The organism is Flavobacterium pectinovorum (assembly GCF_900142715.1).
Lineage (GTDB): Bacteria > Bacteroidota > Bacteroidia > Flavobacteriales > Flavobacteriaceae > Flavobacterium > Flavobacterium pectinovorum.
In genome coordinates this window covers 157974-175503 of the sequence record NZ_FRBX01000005.1, presented here as the reverse complement: position 1 = coordinate 175503, position 17530 = coordinate 157974, and the positions used below count along the sequence as shown (strand labels likewise).

General features: G+C 34.2%; 16 protein-coding genes. 4 read left to right on the top strand and 12 right to left on the bottom strand.

Annotation, left to right across the window (positions count from 1 at the left end; all coding sequences use genetic code 11):
- Window positions 1-35: 35 nt before the first annotated feature.
- The 9 genes from murG to BUE22_RS17590 all read right to left on the bottom strand — a co-directional run bounded on the left by murG (window position 36) and on the right by BUE22_RS17590 (window position 10398).
- Window positions 36-1121: an undecaprenyldiphospho-muramoylpentapeptide beta-N-acetylglucosaminyltransferase gene (murG, locus tag BUE22_RS17630; RefSeq protein WP_073397081.1), complete on the bottom strand. Its 1086-nt coding sequence runs from the start codon at window positions 1119-1121 to the stop codon at window positions 36-38.
- 44 nt (window positions 1122-1165) lie between these two features.
- Window positions 1166-2497, bottom strand: coding sequence for an FtsW/RodA/SpoVE family cell cycle protein (locus BUE22_RS17625; RefSeq protein WP_073397079.1), 1332 nt, complete (start codon window positions 2495-2497; stop codon window positions 1166-1168).
- Between the two features lie 76 nt (window positions 2498-2573).
- Window positions 2574-3905, bottom strand: coding sequence for a UDP-N-acetylmuramoyl-L-alanine--D-glutamate ligase (gene murD / locus BUE22_RS17620; RefSeq protein WP_073397077.1), 1332 nt, complete (start codon window positions 3903-3905; stop codon window positions 2574-2576).
- Window positions 3906-5138, bottom strand: coding sequence for a phospho-N-acetylmuramoyl-pentapeptide-transferase (gene mraY, locus BUE22_RS17615; RefSeq protein WP_073397075.1), 1233 nt, complete (start codon window positions 5136-5138; stop codon window positions 3906-3908).
- Window positions 5139-5217: 79 nt separating this feature from the next.
- A complete protein-coding gene (locus tag BUE22_RS17610; protein WP_073397073.1) occupies window positions 5218-6681 on the bottom strand; it encodes a UDP-N-acetylmuramoyl-L-alanyl-D-glutamate--2,6-diaminopimelate ligase in 1464 nt (487 codons plus the stop codon).
- Complete coding sequence (locus BUE22_RS17605; protein ID WP_073397072.1) at window positions 6678-8690, bottom strand: penicillin-binding protein; 2013 nt, start codon at window positions 8688-8690, stop codon at window positions 6678-6680. The genes BUE22_RS17610 and BUE22_RS17605 overlap by 4 nt, the downstream gene beginning before the upstream one ends.
- Window positions 8681-9028, bottom strand: a complete 348-nt coding sequence (locus BUE22_RS17600) for an FtsL-like putative cell division protein (RefSeq protein WP_042563792.1) — start codon at window positions 9026-9028, stop codon at window positions 8681-8683. Before BUE22_RS17600 ends, BUE22_RS17605 begins: the two co-directional genes overlap by 10 nt.
- A 13-nt stretch (window positions 9029-9041) precedes the next feature.
- Window positions 9042-9950 (bottom strand): 16S rRNA (cytosine(1402)-N(4))-methyltransferase RsmH, encoded by a 909-nt coding sequence (gene rsmH, locus BUE22_RS17595; RefSeq protein WP_207384882.1) that lies wholly within the window; start codon window positions 9948-9950, stop codon window positions 9042-9044.
- Complete coding sequence (locus BUE22_RS17590; protein WP_042563791.1) at window positions 9925-10398, bottom strand: division/cell wall cluster transcriptional repressor MraZ; 474 nt, start codon at window positions 10396-10398, stop codon at window positions 9925-9927. Before BUE22_RS17590 ends, rsmH begins: the two co-directional genes overlap by 26 nt.
- 377 nt (window positions 10399-10775) lie before the next feature.
- Between BUE22_RS17590 and BUE22_RS17585 the strand changes: the two genes are divergently transcribed.
- The gene (locus BUE22_RS17585) at window positions 10776-11540 is read left to right on the top strand and encodes an alpha/beta fold hydrolase (RefSeq protein ID WP_073397070.1); all 765 of its coding nucleotides are present in this window, start codon (window positions 10776-10778) and stop codon (window positions 11538-11540) included.
- A gap of 42 nt (window positions 11541-11582) precedes the next feature.
- The gene (gene yihA / locus BUE22_RS17580; RefSeq protein WP_073397068.1) at window positions 11583-12203 is read left to right on the top strand and encodes a ribosome biogenesis GTP-binding protein YihA/YsxC; all 621 of its coding nucleotides are present in this window, start codon (window positions 11583-11585) and stop codon (window positions 12201-12203) included.
- A gap of 239 nt (window positions 12204-12442) precedes the next feature.
- Here yihA and gldC read toward each other — a convergent pair whose 3' ends face one another.
- Together gldC and gldB are read right to left on the bottom strand one after the other, a co-directional pair.
- On the bottom strand, window positions 12443-12778 hold the full coding sequence (gene gldC, locus BUE22_RS17575) for a gliding motility protein GldC (RefSeq protein WP_042563788.1): 336 nt from the start codon (window positions 12776-12778) through the stop codon (window positions 12443-12445).
- Window positions 12778-13734 carry a gliding motility lipoprotein GldB gene (gene gldB / locus BUE22_RS17570; protein WP_073397066.1) on the bottom strand — a complete coding sequence of 319 codons (957 nt, stop codon included), beginning with the start codon at window positions 13732-13734 and terminating at the stop codon, window positions 12778-12780. Before gldB ends, gldC begins: the two co-directional genes overlap by 1 nt.
- A gap of 99 nt (window positions 13735-13833) precedes the next feature.
- Here gldB and nadE point away from each other — a divergent pair, with 99 nt between their 5' ends.
- Together nadE and BUE22_RS17560 are read left to right on the top strand one after the other, a co-directional pair.
- Window positions 13834-14640, top strand: coding sequence for an NAD(+) synthase (nadE, locus tag BUE22_RS17565; RefSeq protein ID WP_073397064.1), 807 nt, complete (start codon window positions 13834-13836; stop codon window positions 14638-14640).
- 94 nt (window positions 14641-14734) lie between these two features.
- The gene (locus BUE22_RS17560; RefSeq protein WP_026730588.1) at window positions 14735-15364 is read left to right on the top strand and encodes a response regulator transcription factor; all 630 of its coding nucleotides are present in this window, start codon (window positions 14735-14737) and stop codon (window positions 15362-15364) included.
- Between the two features lie 103 nt (window positions 15365-15467).
- Here BUE22_RS17560 and dnaG read toward each other — a convergent pair whose 3' ends face one another.
- Complete coding sequence (gene dnaG, locus BUE22_RS17555; protein ID WP_073397062.1) at window positions 15468-17525, bottom strand: DNA primase; 2058 nt, start codon at window positions 17523-17525, stop codon at window positions 15468-15470.
- Window positions 17526-17530 lie beyond the last annotated feature (5 nt).

Here is a 17530-nt window from a genome sequence, read left to right as displayed (position 1 = left end):
TTTATTCTGTTCTATAATTATCTTAAAAAGTTATATTATAACAACTTTTTAATTTCCTCTACTATAACTTTTACAGCATTCGGTCTGGCCAGTTTTTTAATATTTTCACTTAATTGACTTTGTTTTCCTTTATCTTTTAATAAAGCTTCAAAAACGATACTAAACTGACTTTCCAAATCTGATTCTTTTAATAAAACCGCTCCTTTCGCATCTACAATTGCCTGCGCATTTTTGGTTTGATGATCTTCAGCAACGTTTGGTGATGGAATAAAAATTACTGGTTTCCCCACAATACATAATTCCGAAACTGACGATGCTCCTGCACGTGAAATAATCACATCTGCGGCAGCGTACACAAAATCCATTCTTTCAATAAAATCAACTACTCTTACGTTTGGCTGATTGTATTTTTTATAATCTTCAAAATATAATTTTCCGCATTGCCAGATAATCTGAACATCTTGTGAAAGTATATTTTGTAATTCTTTTTCAATTAACTGATTAACTCTTCTGGCTCCTAAGCTTCCGCCTAAAACCAACAATGTCTTTTTGTTCGAATCTAAACCGTAAAAAGCAATTGCGTCTTCTCTTTTGCTGTCAATATCGATTAAATCCTGACGAACCGGATTTCCCGTCAATACAATTTTTTCTTTTGGAAAAAATCGCTCTAAATTTTCGTATGCGACGCAAATAGCATTGGCTTTTTTGCTAAGCAACTTATTCGTAATTCCCGGAAATGAATTTTGCTCCTGAATTACTGTCGGAATTCCTGCCCCTCCTGCCGCTTGCAATAATGGTCCGCTGGCAAAACCTCCAGTCCCTATTACAACATTAGGCTTAAATTGTCTGATGATTCTTCTTGACTCTAACAAACTTGTTGCCAATTTCAATGGAAACATCATATTTTGTAACGTCAGTTTTCTTTGCAAACCGGCAATCCAAAGACCTTTTATTTCGTAACCAGCCTGAGGCACTTTTTGCATTTCCATTTTATCTTTGGCACCAACAAAAAGAAATTCTGCATCAGGAAATTGTAATTTTAACTCATTTGCAATAGCGATTGCCGGATAAATATGTCCGCCAGTTCCGCCACCACTTAATATGAATTTATACTTTGTCATATCTTTAAAAGTTATAAGCTCTAAAAGCTATTCTCTTTTTCTTTTTATTTATTTAAAACAGCATTCATTGGATTTCTTGAATTATCTTCGATGGAATACATTGGTTCTCCTTCATAGATTTCTCCTCTAATTTCTTCTCTCTCATCAACCGGCAAATCTTCTTCTGCCAATTCTTTATCAATCAATCTTTGAAGTGCTTCTTTTCTTCTTTCTTTTTCTTGTTGCTCTTCTACGATTTCTTCATCTTTTTTAGTCACACTAATGATAATTCCGAGAGCGAAACACGTCATCCAGATCGAACTACCTCCACTACTTATCAGCGGAAGTGTTTGCCCTGTTACAGGCAATAATTCTACTGCAACAGCCATATTAATCATGGCCTGAAATATCATCGGGAAACCGAGTCCAACGACGACTAATTTTCCAAATAATGTATTGGCTTTATGCGAAGCAATTACAAATCTGAACAAAAGCAATAAATACAAAAGCAAAATCGAAACGCCACCAACTAAACCATATTCTTCAACAACAATAGCATAAATAAAATCGGAAGAAGATTGTGGCAAAAAGTTTTTCTGAACACTTTTCCCTGGTCCTAAACCTCCTAATCTCCCTGATGCAATGGCGATTTTTGCTTTTTCAATTTGATAATCATCTTCATCAGGCTTATCTGTAGTGAAGTTCGTAATACGACTTTCCCAGGTTGCTACCCTGCTAAAGAATCTTGATTCCGGAAATGCTTTGGCAACTAATAAAAAGAAAGCCAGCATTGCAATTCCTGAACCGATAATAAAACCGATGTATTTTAGTGGATATTTACCAATAAAAGTCAACATCATAACCATTGAAAAAATCAATGCTGTTGTCGAAAAGTTAGCCGGTAGAATAAGTACTAACGTAATAAAAACCGGAATCCAAAGCTGTACAAATGAGGTTTGAAACGGCTCATTTTCCTCTTTGGTTTTTGATAAATATCTTGCTACATATATGAATAAAACTATAGAGGCCAAAGTTGAAGTCTGAAACGTAATCCCTATAAACGGAACCTGAATCCAACGACTTGCATTTGCACCTGCGATTACGGTTCCTTTTAGCAATGTATAAAGCAATAAAATCCATACTACAGGCAAAGCAATTTTTGAAATCGCCCTGAAATAATGATACGGAACTTTATGTACCCAATAAATAATCATGAACCCAATACAAATGTGCGCCAAGTGTTTTACCAAATAGCCTAATGTATTTCCTGTTCCGTGACCGATATAAGCCAAATTACTACTCGCACTAAAAACAGGCATAAACGAAAACAGCGCCAATAAAGCCACGAATGACCATATTACTCTATCTCCTTTTAATTTATTTACTAGCTCTTTCATTGCTTTTAGTTTCAGGTTTCTTTTGTTGCATGTTTCAAGTTCCTCCTAACGTGAAACTTGAAACATGAAACTTTTTTTACAGGTTGTGAACTGCTTGTTTGAATTGCTTTCCACGATCTTCATAATTTTCGAATAAATCGAAACTTGCACAGGCCGGAGACAATAAAACAGCGTCACCTTTTTCTGTTAATCTTTGTGCTGTTTTTACTGCATCGTTCATGTTGTTTACTTCGACCATGATGTCAACAACAGCTCCAAAAGCATTAATAATTTTATGATTATCAACTCCTAAACAAATAATTGCTTTTACTTTTTCACGAACTAATGACATCAATTCGTTGTAATCGTTTCCTTTATCAACACCACCCACAATCCAAACTGTTGGTACATTCATACTGTCTAAAGCAAAGAAAGTAGCGTTTACATTTGTTGCTTTTGAATCGTTGATGTATTGTACATTCTGAATTTTTAATACTTTTTCTAAACGGTGTTCAACACCTTGAAAATTTGATAAACTTTCGCGAATTGTTGCATTTCTAATTTGCATCAATTTTGCTACAGAGCTTGCTGCCATTGCATTTTTCATATTATGTTTTCCTTCTAACGCAATGTATTCTGTTTCCATTGTAAACTCTTCTTGGTTGATCTTTATTTCCATTTTGTTGTTATTTATAGAAGCTCCTTCGTCAAAACTTTTTATTAGTGAAAAAGGAATTAATTTTGCTTTTGTTTTGTTGTTTTTTAACCATTCTGTACTTGCTTCATCATCTGCATCGTAAATCAAATAATCGCTTTCTGTCTGGTTCATTGTTATTCGAAACTTCGAATCGATATAATTTTGATACTTATATTCATATCGGTCTAAATGATCCGGACTTATATTTGTAATTATCGCAATATCTGGTCTGTATTCTATTATTCCGTCAAGCTGAAAACTACTTAATTCAAGAACGTATGCATCATATTTATTTTCGGCTACCTGCCAGGCAAAACTTTTTCCGATGTTTCCTCCCAACCCTACATTCAAACCTGCCGATTTTAGCAAGTGATGCGTTAACATTGTTGTGGTAGTTTTACCGTTACTTCCTGTAATTCCAATTGTAAGAGCTTCTGTAAACGGTTTAGCAAATTCAATTTCCGAAATCACTTTAATCCCCGCTGCGACAAGCTTTTTTACTATGGGAGATTTCTCAGGAATTCCCGGACTTTTCATGACGACATCGGCATTCAAAATCAGGCCTTCTGTATGTTGCTCTTCTTCCCAGGCAATCCCATTAATTATAAGAACTTCTTTATAGCTTTCTTTTATCTTTCCAAAATCAGAAACAAAAACATCGTATCCTTTTTTCTTTCCGAGAATAGCCGTTCCAACGCCACTTTCTCCTCCGCCTAAAACAACTAGTCTCATCTATCTTAATTTTAGGGTAACAATTGATAATATGGCTAACATGATGGCAACAATCCAGAATCGGGTTACGATTTTACTTTCATGATAGCCCTTTTTTTGATAATGATGATGTAATGGCGACATCAGAAAAATTCTTCGGCCTTCGCCAAAACGTTTTTTCGTATATTTAAAATATGCCACCTGAATAATTACTGAAGCACTTTCCGCAAGGAAAATTCCGCAGAACAATACAATCAAAATTTCTTTACGAACCGCAATTGCCAAAACTGCAATGATTCCACCAATGGTTAAACTTCCGGTATCCCCCATAAAAACAGAGGCGGGATAGGAATTATACCAGAGAAATCCGATCAAAGCTCCCACAAAGGCAGATATAAAAACCGTCATTTCTCCTGAATTGGGTATGTACATTATATTGAGGTAATTCGAAAAAATTATATTTCCTGAAACAAACGTAAATATTCCGAGTGCGAGGACGGATATTGCCGAGGTTCCTGCGGCGAGTCCATCAATTCCATCTGTTAAGTTAGCCCCGTTAGAAACTGCTGTGATGATAAAAATCACTACGGGAATAAAAATCAACCATGCCCATTTTTCATATCCATCTCCTAAAAACGATAAAACTTCTGCATAATCAAATTCATTATTTTTTACGAATGGAATTGTTGTTGCAGTTGATTTTTCTTCAATAGGTGCCGGTACAACCAGAGTTGTAGTCGTATTTGCTCTCAATAAATCGGTTCTTCCAGTATCGGTTCTGACGGTAACAGCAGGATTGAAATACAAAACCGTACCTACAATAAGTCCTAACCCAACTTGCCCAATAACTTTAAAAATTCCTTTAAGCCCTTGTTTATCTTTTTTGAATATTTTGATATAATCATCCACAAAACCAATTGTTCCCATCCAAAGTGTAGTTACAATAAGCAATACGATGTAAATATTTTGCAAACGAGCAAACAATAAAACTGGTAAAATAGTAGCAAAAATGATAATCAAGCCACCCATTGTTGGTGTTCCAGCTTTTTCATTTTGACCAGCCAGACCAAGCTCACGAACTGTTTCACCAACTTGCTGCTTACGCAAAAAATTGATAACCCGTTTTCCGTAAATTGTTGATAGAAGCAACGAAAGCATAAATGCCAACGCTGATCTAAAAGTAATGTACTGAAAAACTCCCGCTCCCGGCATGTCTAATGTTTTTCTCAAATATTCAAATAAATAGTATAGCATATTTCTTTGTTTTAAACTCCAATTTTGAAACTCCAAATTCCAATCTATCTGTGGTATTTTCGGATTTAAAAACTGATTATTATTTATTTAGCTGATCTAATATTTCTTTTACTGTTTCCATATCATCAAAATGATGACGAACTCCATTTATTTCCTGATAAGTCTCGTGTCCTTTTCCGGCAATTAATATAATATCATTAGGCTGAGCCAATTGACAAGCCGTTTTAATAGCTTGCTTTCTGTCTGTAATTCTCAGCATTTTTTTATAATTCTGTGGTTCAACACCTTTTTCCATTTCATCCAAAATTACTTCAGGATCTTCATTTCTTGGATTATCAGATGTTAAAATGGCTTTATCGCTTAAATCTGCAGCAATTTTTGCCATAATTGGCCTTTTGGTTTTATCTCTGTTTCCACCGCAGCCTACAACCGTAATCAATTGTTCGTTTTTAGTTCGAATGTCCGCAATCGTTTTTAAAACATTGTCTAATGCATCCGGCGTATGCGCATAATCTACAATTGCTGTAATATTTCCTTCTGAAATGATATACTGAAAACGTCCTGAAACGCTTTCTAAATCAGACAAAAGACGCAAAGCTTCTAAACTGTCCATTCCTAATTCCACCGCAGTTCCGTAAATAGCCAGGACATTATAAGCATTAAAAGTTCCGATAAGTTTTACCCAAACTTCGTTATCATTTACTTTCAATAATAAACCTGACAATTGGCTCTCTAAAATTTGAGCTTTAAAATCAGCATAAGTTTTTAGAGCGTAAGTTCTTTTTCTTGCAAACGTATTTTGAAGCATTACGGGTCCGTTTTTATCATCTATATTGGATAAAGCGAAAGCCGTTTTTGGCAATGAATCAAAAAATGATTTTTTTACATCTCTGTATTCTGCAAAAGTTGGATGATAATCTAAATGATCGTGCGAAAGATTCGTAAAAATCCCTCCAACAAAATGTAAAGCTTCTGTACGTTTTTGGTGAATTCCATGCGAACTCACCTCCATAAAACAATGTGTTACACCAGCTTCAATCATCTCATTTAAATAATGATTAATGGTTATAGAATCCGGAGTTGTATGTGTTGCATTATATTCTGTTTCATCAACCATGATTTTTACGGTTGATAATAAACCTACTTTAAAACCTGCTTTTTGAAACAACTGAAACAATAATGACGCAATTGTTGTTTTTCCGTTTGTACCGGTTACGCCAACTAATTTTAACTTTTCAGAAGGATTTCCAAAATAATTAGCCGCCATAAAAGCCAATGCCGTATTGGTATCTTTTACTTTTATATACGTGATTCCTTTTGCAGGATTGTCTGGTAAAGTATCGCAAATAATAGCAATTGCACCTAATTGAATTGCTTTTTCGATATAATCGTGACCATCAGAAAGTGATCCGCGAATGGCTATAAAAACATCATTGTCTTCAATTTTTCTTGAATCGAAATCAATTTTGTTTACAGCGATTTCTGTCGAACCTGTTACAGACTCAATAGCTACTTTATATAATATGTCTTTCAGTATTTTCACGATAATTCTAATACTATAGTTGTGTTTTTACTAATATTTTGTCCAGCTTGTAACGACTGTTTTTTTACTTTTCCTACTCCGTTTACTTTTACTTTCAAGCCTAAGTTTTCAAGTAAAGCAATAGCATCCATTCCTGGCATTCCTTTTAAATCCGGAATTCGATTTGATTTTTTATTGGCTTCAACGACATAATATTTATCATAACTAGAATCTTGTTTTGGAACTCTTGAATCCAGTTTTTTAATTTTATTGGTTGATGGAGCATCTGTAAATATCTTTTGGGCAATTCTTTTAAAAACCGGACCTGCAACATCGGCACCATAATAATTATTCTTAGATGTATTTGGTTTGTGAACCACTACAATACAAGAATATTTAGGATGATCAGCAGGGAAATATCCTACAAAAGAAGAAGCGTAATACAACGCTGATTTCCCTTCTTTCCCTCCATAATTCATCTGAGCTGTTCCTGTTTTTCCTGCCATCGAAAAATCTTTCGAATACAATTTTGATCCTGTTCCTTTTTTAACAACATTCTCTAATACTGCTTTCAGTTTTTTAATAGTTTCCTGTGAACAAACTCTTGGGTTCATTACTTCAACATCAAACTTTTTAATGGTCTTATTCCACTCTTTAATTTCTGACACAAATTGCGGCCTCACCATTACACCATTATTGGCAACTGAATTGTAAAATGCCAATGTCTGCATTGGTGTAACTGAAACTTCATATCCAAAAGCCATCCATGGAAGTGAAATTCCCGACCAATGTTTGTCTCCAGGTTTTGGTATATAAGGCCTTCCTTCTCCTTTAAAATGCAATCCTAATGGTTTATCTAATCCGTAACTTTTAATGTGATTTACAAATTTGGATGGATTACTTTTATAGTTGTCATAAACTGCCTGAACCATTACGGTATTTGACGAAAGTTCGAAACCACGTGCTAATGAAACTTTTCCGTAACCTCCATGGTGTGAATCATTGACGGAACGCCCGTAATATTTTACTTGTCCGCCGTGACTATCGTAAACCGTACTTGTATCTGCTACTTTATCTTCTAAAATTGCCATTAAATCGACCAATTTAAAAGTAGATCCAGGCTCATGAGATTCTGCAACAGCATAATTTGTGGTTTCATAATACGATCCGTCTTCTGCTCTTCCTAAATTCGAAATTGCTTTTACATGACCGGTTTCTGTTTCCATAACTACCACACAACCGTGATCGGCTTCGTAATCTTCCAATTGTTTCAACAAAGCGTGGTGTGCAATATCCTGAATAAAAACATCAATTGTAGAGATTACATCGTAACCATCGATAGGATCAACTTCGTTTAAATCACGAATTGGTTTCCACTGCCCTTTTGCAATTTTTTGTTTTAAAATTTTACCGTCTTTTCCGTTCAGGTAACTTTTAAAAGCCCATTCGATTCCTTTTCCAACCTCTACTCCTGTCGCGGGATCAATTCGGTCATAACCAATGGTTCTTTCAGCAATTTTTCCTATTGGATGTTTTCTAACTGTTTCCTGCTCAATGATAATTCCGCCTTTAAACGGACCTAAATTAAACAATGGAAATCCTTTTATTTTCACATATTCGGTATAACTCAAATTGCGTCCTATTAAATAGTAGCGATTTTTATTTTCTCTCGCTTTTCTTAATTCTTTTTCATAATAACCTCCCGGTCTATCCAAAACCGTTGCTAATGAATCTGATAACGCTTTTACATGCTTTTCAAAAGTTTCTGTTTTTGGCGCTTTTGCATCAAATCTAATTTCATAATTAGGAATTGATGTTGCCAGCAAACTTCCATCGGCAGAATAAATATTTCCTTTATTGGCCGGAATTACAAAATTCTTAATGGTACGCTGTTTTGCCAGTTTTCTATAGTAATCTCCTTCAACCCATTGAATATTAGTTAATTTAACAACAATAGCAATTGCCATCAAAAAGATGAAAACTGCTACGAGGTAAATTCTGTAGGATATATGTTTATCGTCTACTGCCATATTCTTTTAAAGAAATTTTTTTCTTCTTCTTTTTTAACTTCTATTTTTACAGGAGGAACCGTTGACGGAAAAATTTGCTTTTCCTGCATTTTATCCGATATCGTCGACTCCATTTTTAACTTCATTAATTCTGATCTTCTGTCTACAAATTCTGATCGTAATTCTTTTACTTCATTATTCAGTTTTGCAATTTCAAAAACCTTTTGCTCGTATCGTTGCGTATTGGCAATCATTATTATGGCAAGCAAAATGAGAAAAACAATAAACCGCCAGTTTTTTACCGCGTCATCGTTTAATAGAAATCTTGCTTTTAATATGCTAAATACTCCGCCTTTCATTTTTATACCTTAATTATATCTTTTCAGCAATTCTTAATTTTGCGCTTCTTGCTCTGTTATTAATTTTAATTTCAGCATCATCCGGAACAATCAATTTTCCAATGGTTTTAAAAGGAACTGAGAAGTTTCCAAAAAAATCACGCTCAGGCTCACCTTCAAACATTCCGTTTTTAATAAATCTTTTTACCAGTCTGTCTTCTAAGGAATGATAAGAGATTACTGAAAATCTTCCGCCCGGTTTTAAAATTTCTAACGATTGCTCGATAAATTCTTTTAAAACATCCATTTCCTGATTTACCTCAATTCTAATCGCCTGATAAATCTGCGCTAATATTTTATTTTTAACTCGTTCCGGTAAATATTTTGCCAGAACTTCTTTTAATTCATCTGTTGTTTTAATTGGTCTATGCTCTCTGGCTTCTACAATTGTTCTTGCCAAAACGGGTGCATTTTTCAACTCCCCATAATCAAAAAAAACACGACGTAAATCCTGTTCTTCATATTCGTTAACCACCCGATAAGCATTTAAATCACTTTTCTGATTCATCCGCATATCCAGATCGGCATCAAATCTGGTTGAGAAACCTCGCTCCGGAACATCAAACTGATGGGATGAAACTCCTAAATCTGCCAAAATTCCATCTACACTTTTTACTCCGTGAAAACGTAAAAATCTTTTTATAAATCTAAAGTTCTCATTAATTAAGGTAAACCTTTCATCCGGTAATGCATTTGCAAGCGCATCTTCATCCTGATCAAAAGCAAACAATTTTCCGTTTGGCCCCAATCGCTTCAAAATTTCTTTTGAATGACCTCCGCCACCAAATGTTACATCTACATATATTCCGTCTGGCTTAATATCTAAACCATCAACTGTAGGATGAAGTAAAACCGGATTATGATATTCCATTGTCGTCGTCATTAATATTTCCCATTACTTCTTCGGCTAAATCTGCAAAATCCATATCTTCGCCGCTTATTGATTTTTCATATAAATCCTTATCCCAAATCTCCACAATATTAACCGCAGATGAAAAAACCACATCTTTTGAAATACTTGAAAAAGCAACCAAATCCTTTGGGACCAATAATCTTCCTAATGCATCAATTTCTACCACTTTAACTCCTGCAGTAAATCTTCGAATAAAATCATTGTTTTTTTTTACAAAACGATTAAGCTTGTTGATTTTTTGCATCATCAAATTCCACTCGTCCATTGGATATAATTCTAAACACGGTTGAAAAACAGAGCGCTTCAAAACGAAACCGTCCTGAAGAGATGAAGCCAATTGCTTTTTTAAAGGTGCAGGCATCATTAGCCTTCCTTTAGCATCGACTTTACACTCGTATGTTCCTACAATTGTGTTCAAGAAAAATTCATTAACATGTTATACAGCAAAAATATAAAAAAAAATACCACATTTTACCACAATCTACCACTTTGTTAATAAGTTTAACCACTTTTACCACAACTCACTTAATTAATAGATAATCAATACGATAGATTATAATTATTGAATTGATAATTCTGTTTAACAATTGCAAAAAATACATAGACTTTCTCTTAAAAATTAGCCATAATATTAATTTTTTAACATTTGGCAATTATTCATTTTTAAACAATAAAACCTGATTTTTAACCACTTATAAATCCTACTGAAATTATCTAGTTAAAAAATGTCACCAAAAATTTATTTTTATTTATTAAACCCTATATTTGTCCAAATTGAAATTGGCATTAGATTAAATGGACAAAAACTACAAAAAAGAAGGCAAATACAGCTATTATGAAGCTGGAGAAGGAACTCCTATCGTAATTTTACACGGCTTAATGGGAGGTCTAAGTAACTTTGATGCTGTAGCAGAATATTTCCCAACAAAAGGATACAAAGTTGTTATCCCTGATTTGCCAATATATACCCAAAGTATTCTAAAAACGAACGTAAAAAGTTTTGCGAAATATGTAAAAGACTTTATCACTTTTAAAGGTTTTGATAAAGTAATTTTATTAGGTAATTCACTTGGAGGACATATTGCTCTTTACCATACAAAATTATATCCCGAAAAAGTTGCCGGCCTTGTAATTACTGGAAGTTCTGGTCTTTACGAAAGCGCAATGGGAGACAGTTATCCAAAAAGAGGTGATTATGAATACATCAGAAAGAAAGCTGAAGATGTTTTTTATGATCCAAAAATTGCTACTCCGGAATTGATAGATGAAGTTTATGCAACCGTAAATGACCGCATTAAATTAATCAAAACCTTAACGATTGCAAAGAGTGCTATTCGCCACAATATGGCCAAAGATTTACCAAAAATGACAGTGGAAACCTGTATTATTTGGGGTAAAAATGATGCCGTAACTCCACCAAATGTGGCCGAAGAATTTGATAAATTATTGCCTAATTCATCTTTATACTGGATAGACAAATGTGGACACGCTGCTATGATGGAACATCCTCAGGAATTTAATACGATTCTGGAAGAATGGCTCGTTAAAAAGAATTTATAGCACTTAACTTTCGATTTTAAGGAGGTTTTAAAAACAAAACACATGAAAATTACAACCGCCGAATTTATTATCAGTAATTCTGAAGTTGCAAAATGTCCACAGGATTTTTTGCCGGAATATGCTTTTATCGGAAGATCAAATGTTGGTAAATCATCGTTGATTAACATGATTACCAATCATAAAAATTTAGCAAAAACATCCGGAAGACCTGGAAAAACACAACTTATAAATCACTTTAAAATCAATAACAATTGGTTTTTGGTCGATTTACCAGGTTATGGTTATGCTAAAGTATCTAAGAAAACAAAATCTGTTTTTCAACAATTTATTACCGATTATTTTGAAACGAGAGAACAGCTTGTATGCGCTTTTGTTTTGATTGATATTCGCCACGAAGCTCAAAATATTGACATTGAATTTATGTCATATATGGGCGAAAGCGAAATTCCGTTTTGCATTATTTTTACTAAAGCAGACAAAATCAGTAAAGTAAAAATAGATTCGCATGTTGCAGCTTACAAAAAACAAATGTTTACTAATAACTGGGAAGAAATGCCTCGATATTTTGTAACCTCATCTACAGAATCCACTGGAAAAGAAGAACTTTTATCTTATATCGACGAAGTAAATCAGGAAGTTTTTAAGAACAATAGTCAGTTTTAAAATTCCAAATTTAGAAATTCCAAATTTAGAAATTCCAAATTCCAATAAAAAGTAAATAATACTCAATAAAAAAATCCCAAATTCCAATTGTAAACTTGGAATTTGGGATTTTTTTATTTGGAATTTCAATTCCTTGGGTTATTTTGTCAAACTTTGTGTAAAAAAACCTTTGTCAAAGTTTTAAACTTTGACAAAGGTCTCTCGCATGGTTTGGAATTTGGAATTTAAAATATTGGGATTTATTTAGTAAGTTCCAGTTTCTCTGCAAAATAATCACAGAAATCTTTCATTGTATCTGCCATCTTTTCGTCGTCTGTGGCACGTTTAAACGTATCTGACATTGCTACTAATGTTTGGTGAAAGAAAATTTTCATTTCATCAACCGGCATATCTTTTGTCCACAAATCAATACGCATTGTTTCTTTGGCTTTGCTATCCCAAATAGACAACATTATTGCTTTTGCTTCTTCAGCTTGTACGCCACCGTCTTGCGCGCTCCATGTTAATTTTTCAGGAACACGGTTTTCGTCTAATTCTATATTGAATTTAATTTCTGAGTTTATTGTATCTGACATTATTTCTTAGGTTTATATTTGGACTTTTCGAAAATTTCTTTAGCATTTGTTTTTAATAATTCCGGCAGCGTTACATTATTATTTTTCATGAACGAACGTACTACTTGCCAGCCAATCCAGGCACCAACTCTTCCGGGAGAATCATTATCTATTTCAAGATAAAATTTAGAAAATGGTGCAGGAGCAATAAATCGGGTATTTAATTTAGGATCTTCACTATACAGCATTTCATTTTCAATAAAATGACGCCACATGTATTCTTCATTTTCTTCACACCATTTTATTTGTTCTGGCGTATAACCCATTTTTTCTGCATCTGTATAGTCTGGTAAAAGTAAATCTTTGGCATACAATTGTTTTCCTTCAAAAATCATTTGAGAAAGCAAAGTTCTATCCGCAGAAGCCGGAATTTTTCTAAAAGAAAAACTAGAAACTACATCAGGCATAATTTGCCTTTCCTCAAAATTCTCTTTCAGGTAATTGGGAAATTCATAAAACTTATGGTTTTTTCCCAAATACAATTCTAAGGCTACAATAACCAGACTATCTGCGTAAATTGCTTTTGCATTATAATCCATTTCCCCAATTACCGTAATTACTTTTGGTATTTTAGTTTCAGGAAAATAATATTTTACGTGTTGGAAAAGCACATTGAATTCTTCACGAACATGTTCAAAATTGGAATATTTTTTTTCAACTTCTGTATAAACTTCTCTCCAGATTGGATCCTGCATTTTATTCAGCCACACATTATCATCATTCCCGGGAGGAAAAAAGAAAGGATATTGTTTTTTTACTTTGGCTAAATCCTGAGGTTTTGTTTCAAAAAATACTTTATCGAAACGTTCTACTTTTACATCAACCGGGATTTCCTCAACAGCTTTTTCTACTTTACTTTTTTGATCACAAGACAAAAAAAACAAGCACAGAACCACTACAAAGCGATATAATTTCATTTTATTTTAATTAGATTTGTGTTGCATGAATTTAAGCACAACATGCACTTAAAAATATTTGTGCAAATATACATTCCAGTATCTTAAACTTGACCTATTATGACTAAAAAAAGTACAATTCAAGCAGAAAAAGTAAATACGCATATTGTTGAGTGGTTAAAAAATTACGCTAGCAATGCAAAAGTAAATGGTTTTGTAATCGGAATTTCCGGTGGAGTTGACTCTGCTGTAACTTCTACTCTATGTGCCCAGACGGGTTTAAAAGTTCTATGTGTTGAAATGCCTATTCATCAGGCAGAAAGTCAGGTTTCGAGAGGAAGAGAACATATTGACCAATTGAAAAAGCGTTTTCCTAACGTTTCGGATGTAAAAACTGACTTAACATCAACTTTTGAAGCTTTTAAGGCTTCTGTGCCTTCTACAGAAGATTCAACAAAAGTTAATTTATCACTAGCCAACACACGTGCCCGTATCCGTATGACGTCATTATATTATTTAGCCGGAATTCACGGCTTATTGGTTGCAGGAACTGGGAACAAGGTAGAAGACTTTGGTGTTGGTTTTTATACTAAATATGGAGACGGTGGAGTCGATTTAAGTCCAATTGCTGACTTAATGAAATCGGATGTTTATGCTCTTGGAGAATTTTTAACAATTCCAAGCTCAATTTTAACAGCAGCGCCTACAGATGGTTTATTTGGTGATAACAGAACCGATGAGGATCAATTGGGAGCAAGTTATGACGAACTTGAATGGGCAATGGAAGCCTCGGAGTCAGGAAAGACGCCAGCTGACTTCACAGGGAGAGAAAAATCTGTCTTTGAAATTTATAAACGTTTAAACACCAGCAACAAGCATAAAATGGATGCCATACCTGTCTGTTTAATACCAAAAACGTTAAAATAAAACTTTTTAACATTTGTCTGCGATTAATTACAGAATTTATTTATTAATTTTACAGCTCCAAAAAACATGATAATAATTCTAAAAAGGTAAAATTATGATTAAAGTATGTCTTGCAGACAATCATCCTGTGACTCACTTTGGCGTGAAATCTTATTTCAAAGACCACGATCAAATTTCAATTGTTGCTAACGTAGGCAATTTTTCAATGGTTAGAGATATTCTTCAGACGAAGGAGATCGATATTCTAATTCTGGATTTAGAATTAGAAGGTCTTTCGAGCATCTTCGAAGTGAAATCTATCCTAAAAAATTTCCCGAAAACAAAAATTGTAATCTTCAGTGATCTCGCTGAACAAATGTATGCTCCAAACGCGATTAAAGCGGGAGTTTCCGGTTACGTGCACAAAACAGAAAAACTTGAAACTTTAGGTCTTTCTATTATTAAAGTACACGAAGGGAAAATTATTATCAACGAAACTGTACGTAAAAACATGGCGCTTATTGCTAAACAAAGCAAAAGCGAACGCTTGTACAGAAAACTTTCGAACCGCGAAATTGAGGTTTTGCGTTACTTAAGCGATGGTAAAAAGAATAATGAAATCTCTAAAATTTTAAACCTGAACGAAAAAACGATCAGTACTTACAAATTGAGATTATTAACTAAATTAAACGTGACTAATTTAGTTGACTTAGTAAATAAAGCTAAGACATTAGAAATTATTTAATGGTGTAAAATTACTCTTGCTGATATCTTCCAAATATCAGTTGAATAATCCAGAAACCGTAAACAAAAGCTCTGTACTATTAAGTACAGAGCTTTTTAAGTTTTTAGTGATAAGGAACTACAACCCTGCCTAATTTTCTTGAAAAATTATTCAGCAATTTAGAATAATCAACTACCATAGATAAAAGTTCTGAATTATCTTCTTGCGGATCTGACAATAAAGATTGTTTTAATTCCTGTATAATTTTTGAAACCAAATACCAGCGCATCGAGAAAATGGTGTCAGAAACATTTTGTTCTATTGTTACATTTTTATGTTTTGGAAAAATGTTTTGCCCTTCCCAATTGTGAATAGCCACTTTTTCATCTTCCATTAATATATTGGTCACTTCCTGAGCAAATTCCGGTGGTAAATGCATTAAATATTTATCTAAACTAAAACTTTCGTTTTGATTGTAAAAATCAATCAAACCGTTAAAAATACTTTGGAATAAAGAATTGGAAAGCTCAACCTCATCTTCCTGAAGGCTTAAATATACTTTTTCGTAAACCTTATATTTTCTTTTTTCGCTTACTTCCTTAATAACGCCTTCTTCATCGGCTTTTAAATAAACATCTTCAAAATCTTCTAGAACACTTCCGTAAAGCAATAATATTTCGATTATTTTGCGTTCAAAACCATATAGAATATCTACTTTTTCTGCCTGTTGCGGATATCCCGGTTCTCCCGGATAATCGTCCGGCGGGCCTGTTCTTGGATCATCCGGATCGCCGCCAGAATAACCGGTATTTGGATTTTGATTTCTAACTACTTCAAAGGGCTTTTGTTGCTGCTTTTGCTTTTTATCAGCATCAGCAATATCTTTTTGGATCAACTGTGCCAGCGTGCTTACTAAAACCTGCTCCGAAATATCCATAATTCGGGCACATTCCTGAAGATATACTTCTCGCTGAATACGGTCTGGTATTTTCGAAATACTCGTTACCATATCCCGAATCAAATCTGCTTTTTTGATTGGGTCGTTTTTGGCTTCGTTCATTAAAATCGAAGCTTTAAACTGTATAAAATCTTTGCTGTTTGCTTCTAAATAGGCTACTAAATCATCATGAGAATTTTTTCGTGCAAAACTATCCGGATCTTCCCCATCAGGAAAACCACAAACTCTTACGTTCATTCCTTCTTCCAGAATCAAATCGATTCCTCGAATAGACGCGCGCAAACCTGCAGCATCTCCATCAAAAAGCACAGTAATGTTTTTTGTTAAACGATTGACCAAACGAATCTGATCTGGCGTTAAAGCCGTTCCTGAAGAAGCCACAACATTCTCGATTCCAGCCTGATGAAACTGGATTACATCTGTATAACCTTCAACCAAATAGCAATTGTTGAGTTTTGCGATCGATTGTTTGGCCTGAAAAATTCCGTAAAGCACTCTACTTTTATGGTAAATATCACTTTCGGGAGAATTTAAATATTTAGCTGCTTTTTTATCATTGGTTAAAATACGTCCTCCAAATCCCAAAACCCGTCCGGACATACTTTCTATAGGAAACATTACACGACCCTTAAAACGGTCAAAAGGGCGATCTTCTCTGGCAATTGTCAAACCCGTGCTTTCCAGAAATTCCAGTTTGTATCCTTTACCCAAAGCTTCTTTGGTCAATGCATCCCAGGTTTCCGGTGAATATCCTAAACTAAATTTCTTGATGGTTTCGTTGGTGAAACCTCTTTCTTTAAAGTATGAAAGTCCAATTGCTTTTCCTTCTTCTGAATGTAAAAGTGTATTATGAAAATATTCTTTTGCAAATTCTGAAACCAAATACATACTTTCGCGAACATCCGTAATGGCTTTTTCAGCATCTGTCTGTTCAGTTTCTTCAATTTCAATATTGTATTTTCTGGCTAGGTATCGAATAGCTTCCGGATAGGTAAATTGTGAGTGTTCCATTAAAAATTTAACAGAGTTTCCGCCTTTTCCGGTACTAAAATCTTTCCAGATTCCTTTTGCAGGCGACACCATAAACGACGGAGAGCGCTCATCTGAGAACGGACTCAGACCTTTAAAATTACTTCCGGCGCGTTTTAAATTTACGAAATCACCAATAACCTCCTCTACACGAGCAGTTTCAAAAACAGTATCAATTGTATTTTGTGAGATCAAAACGT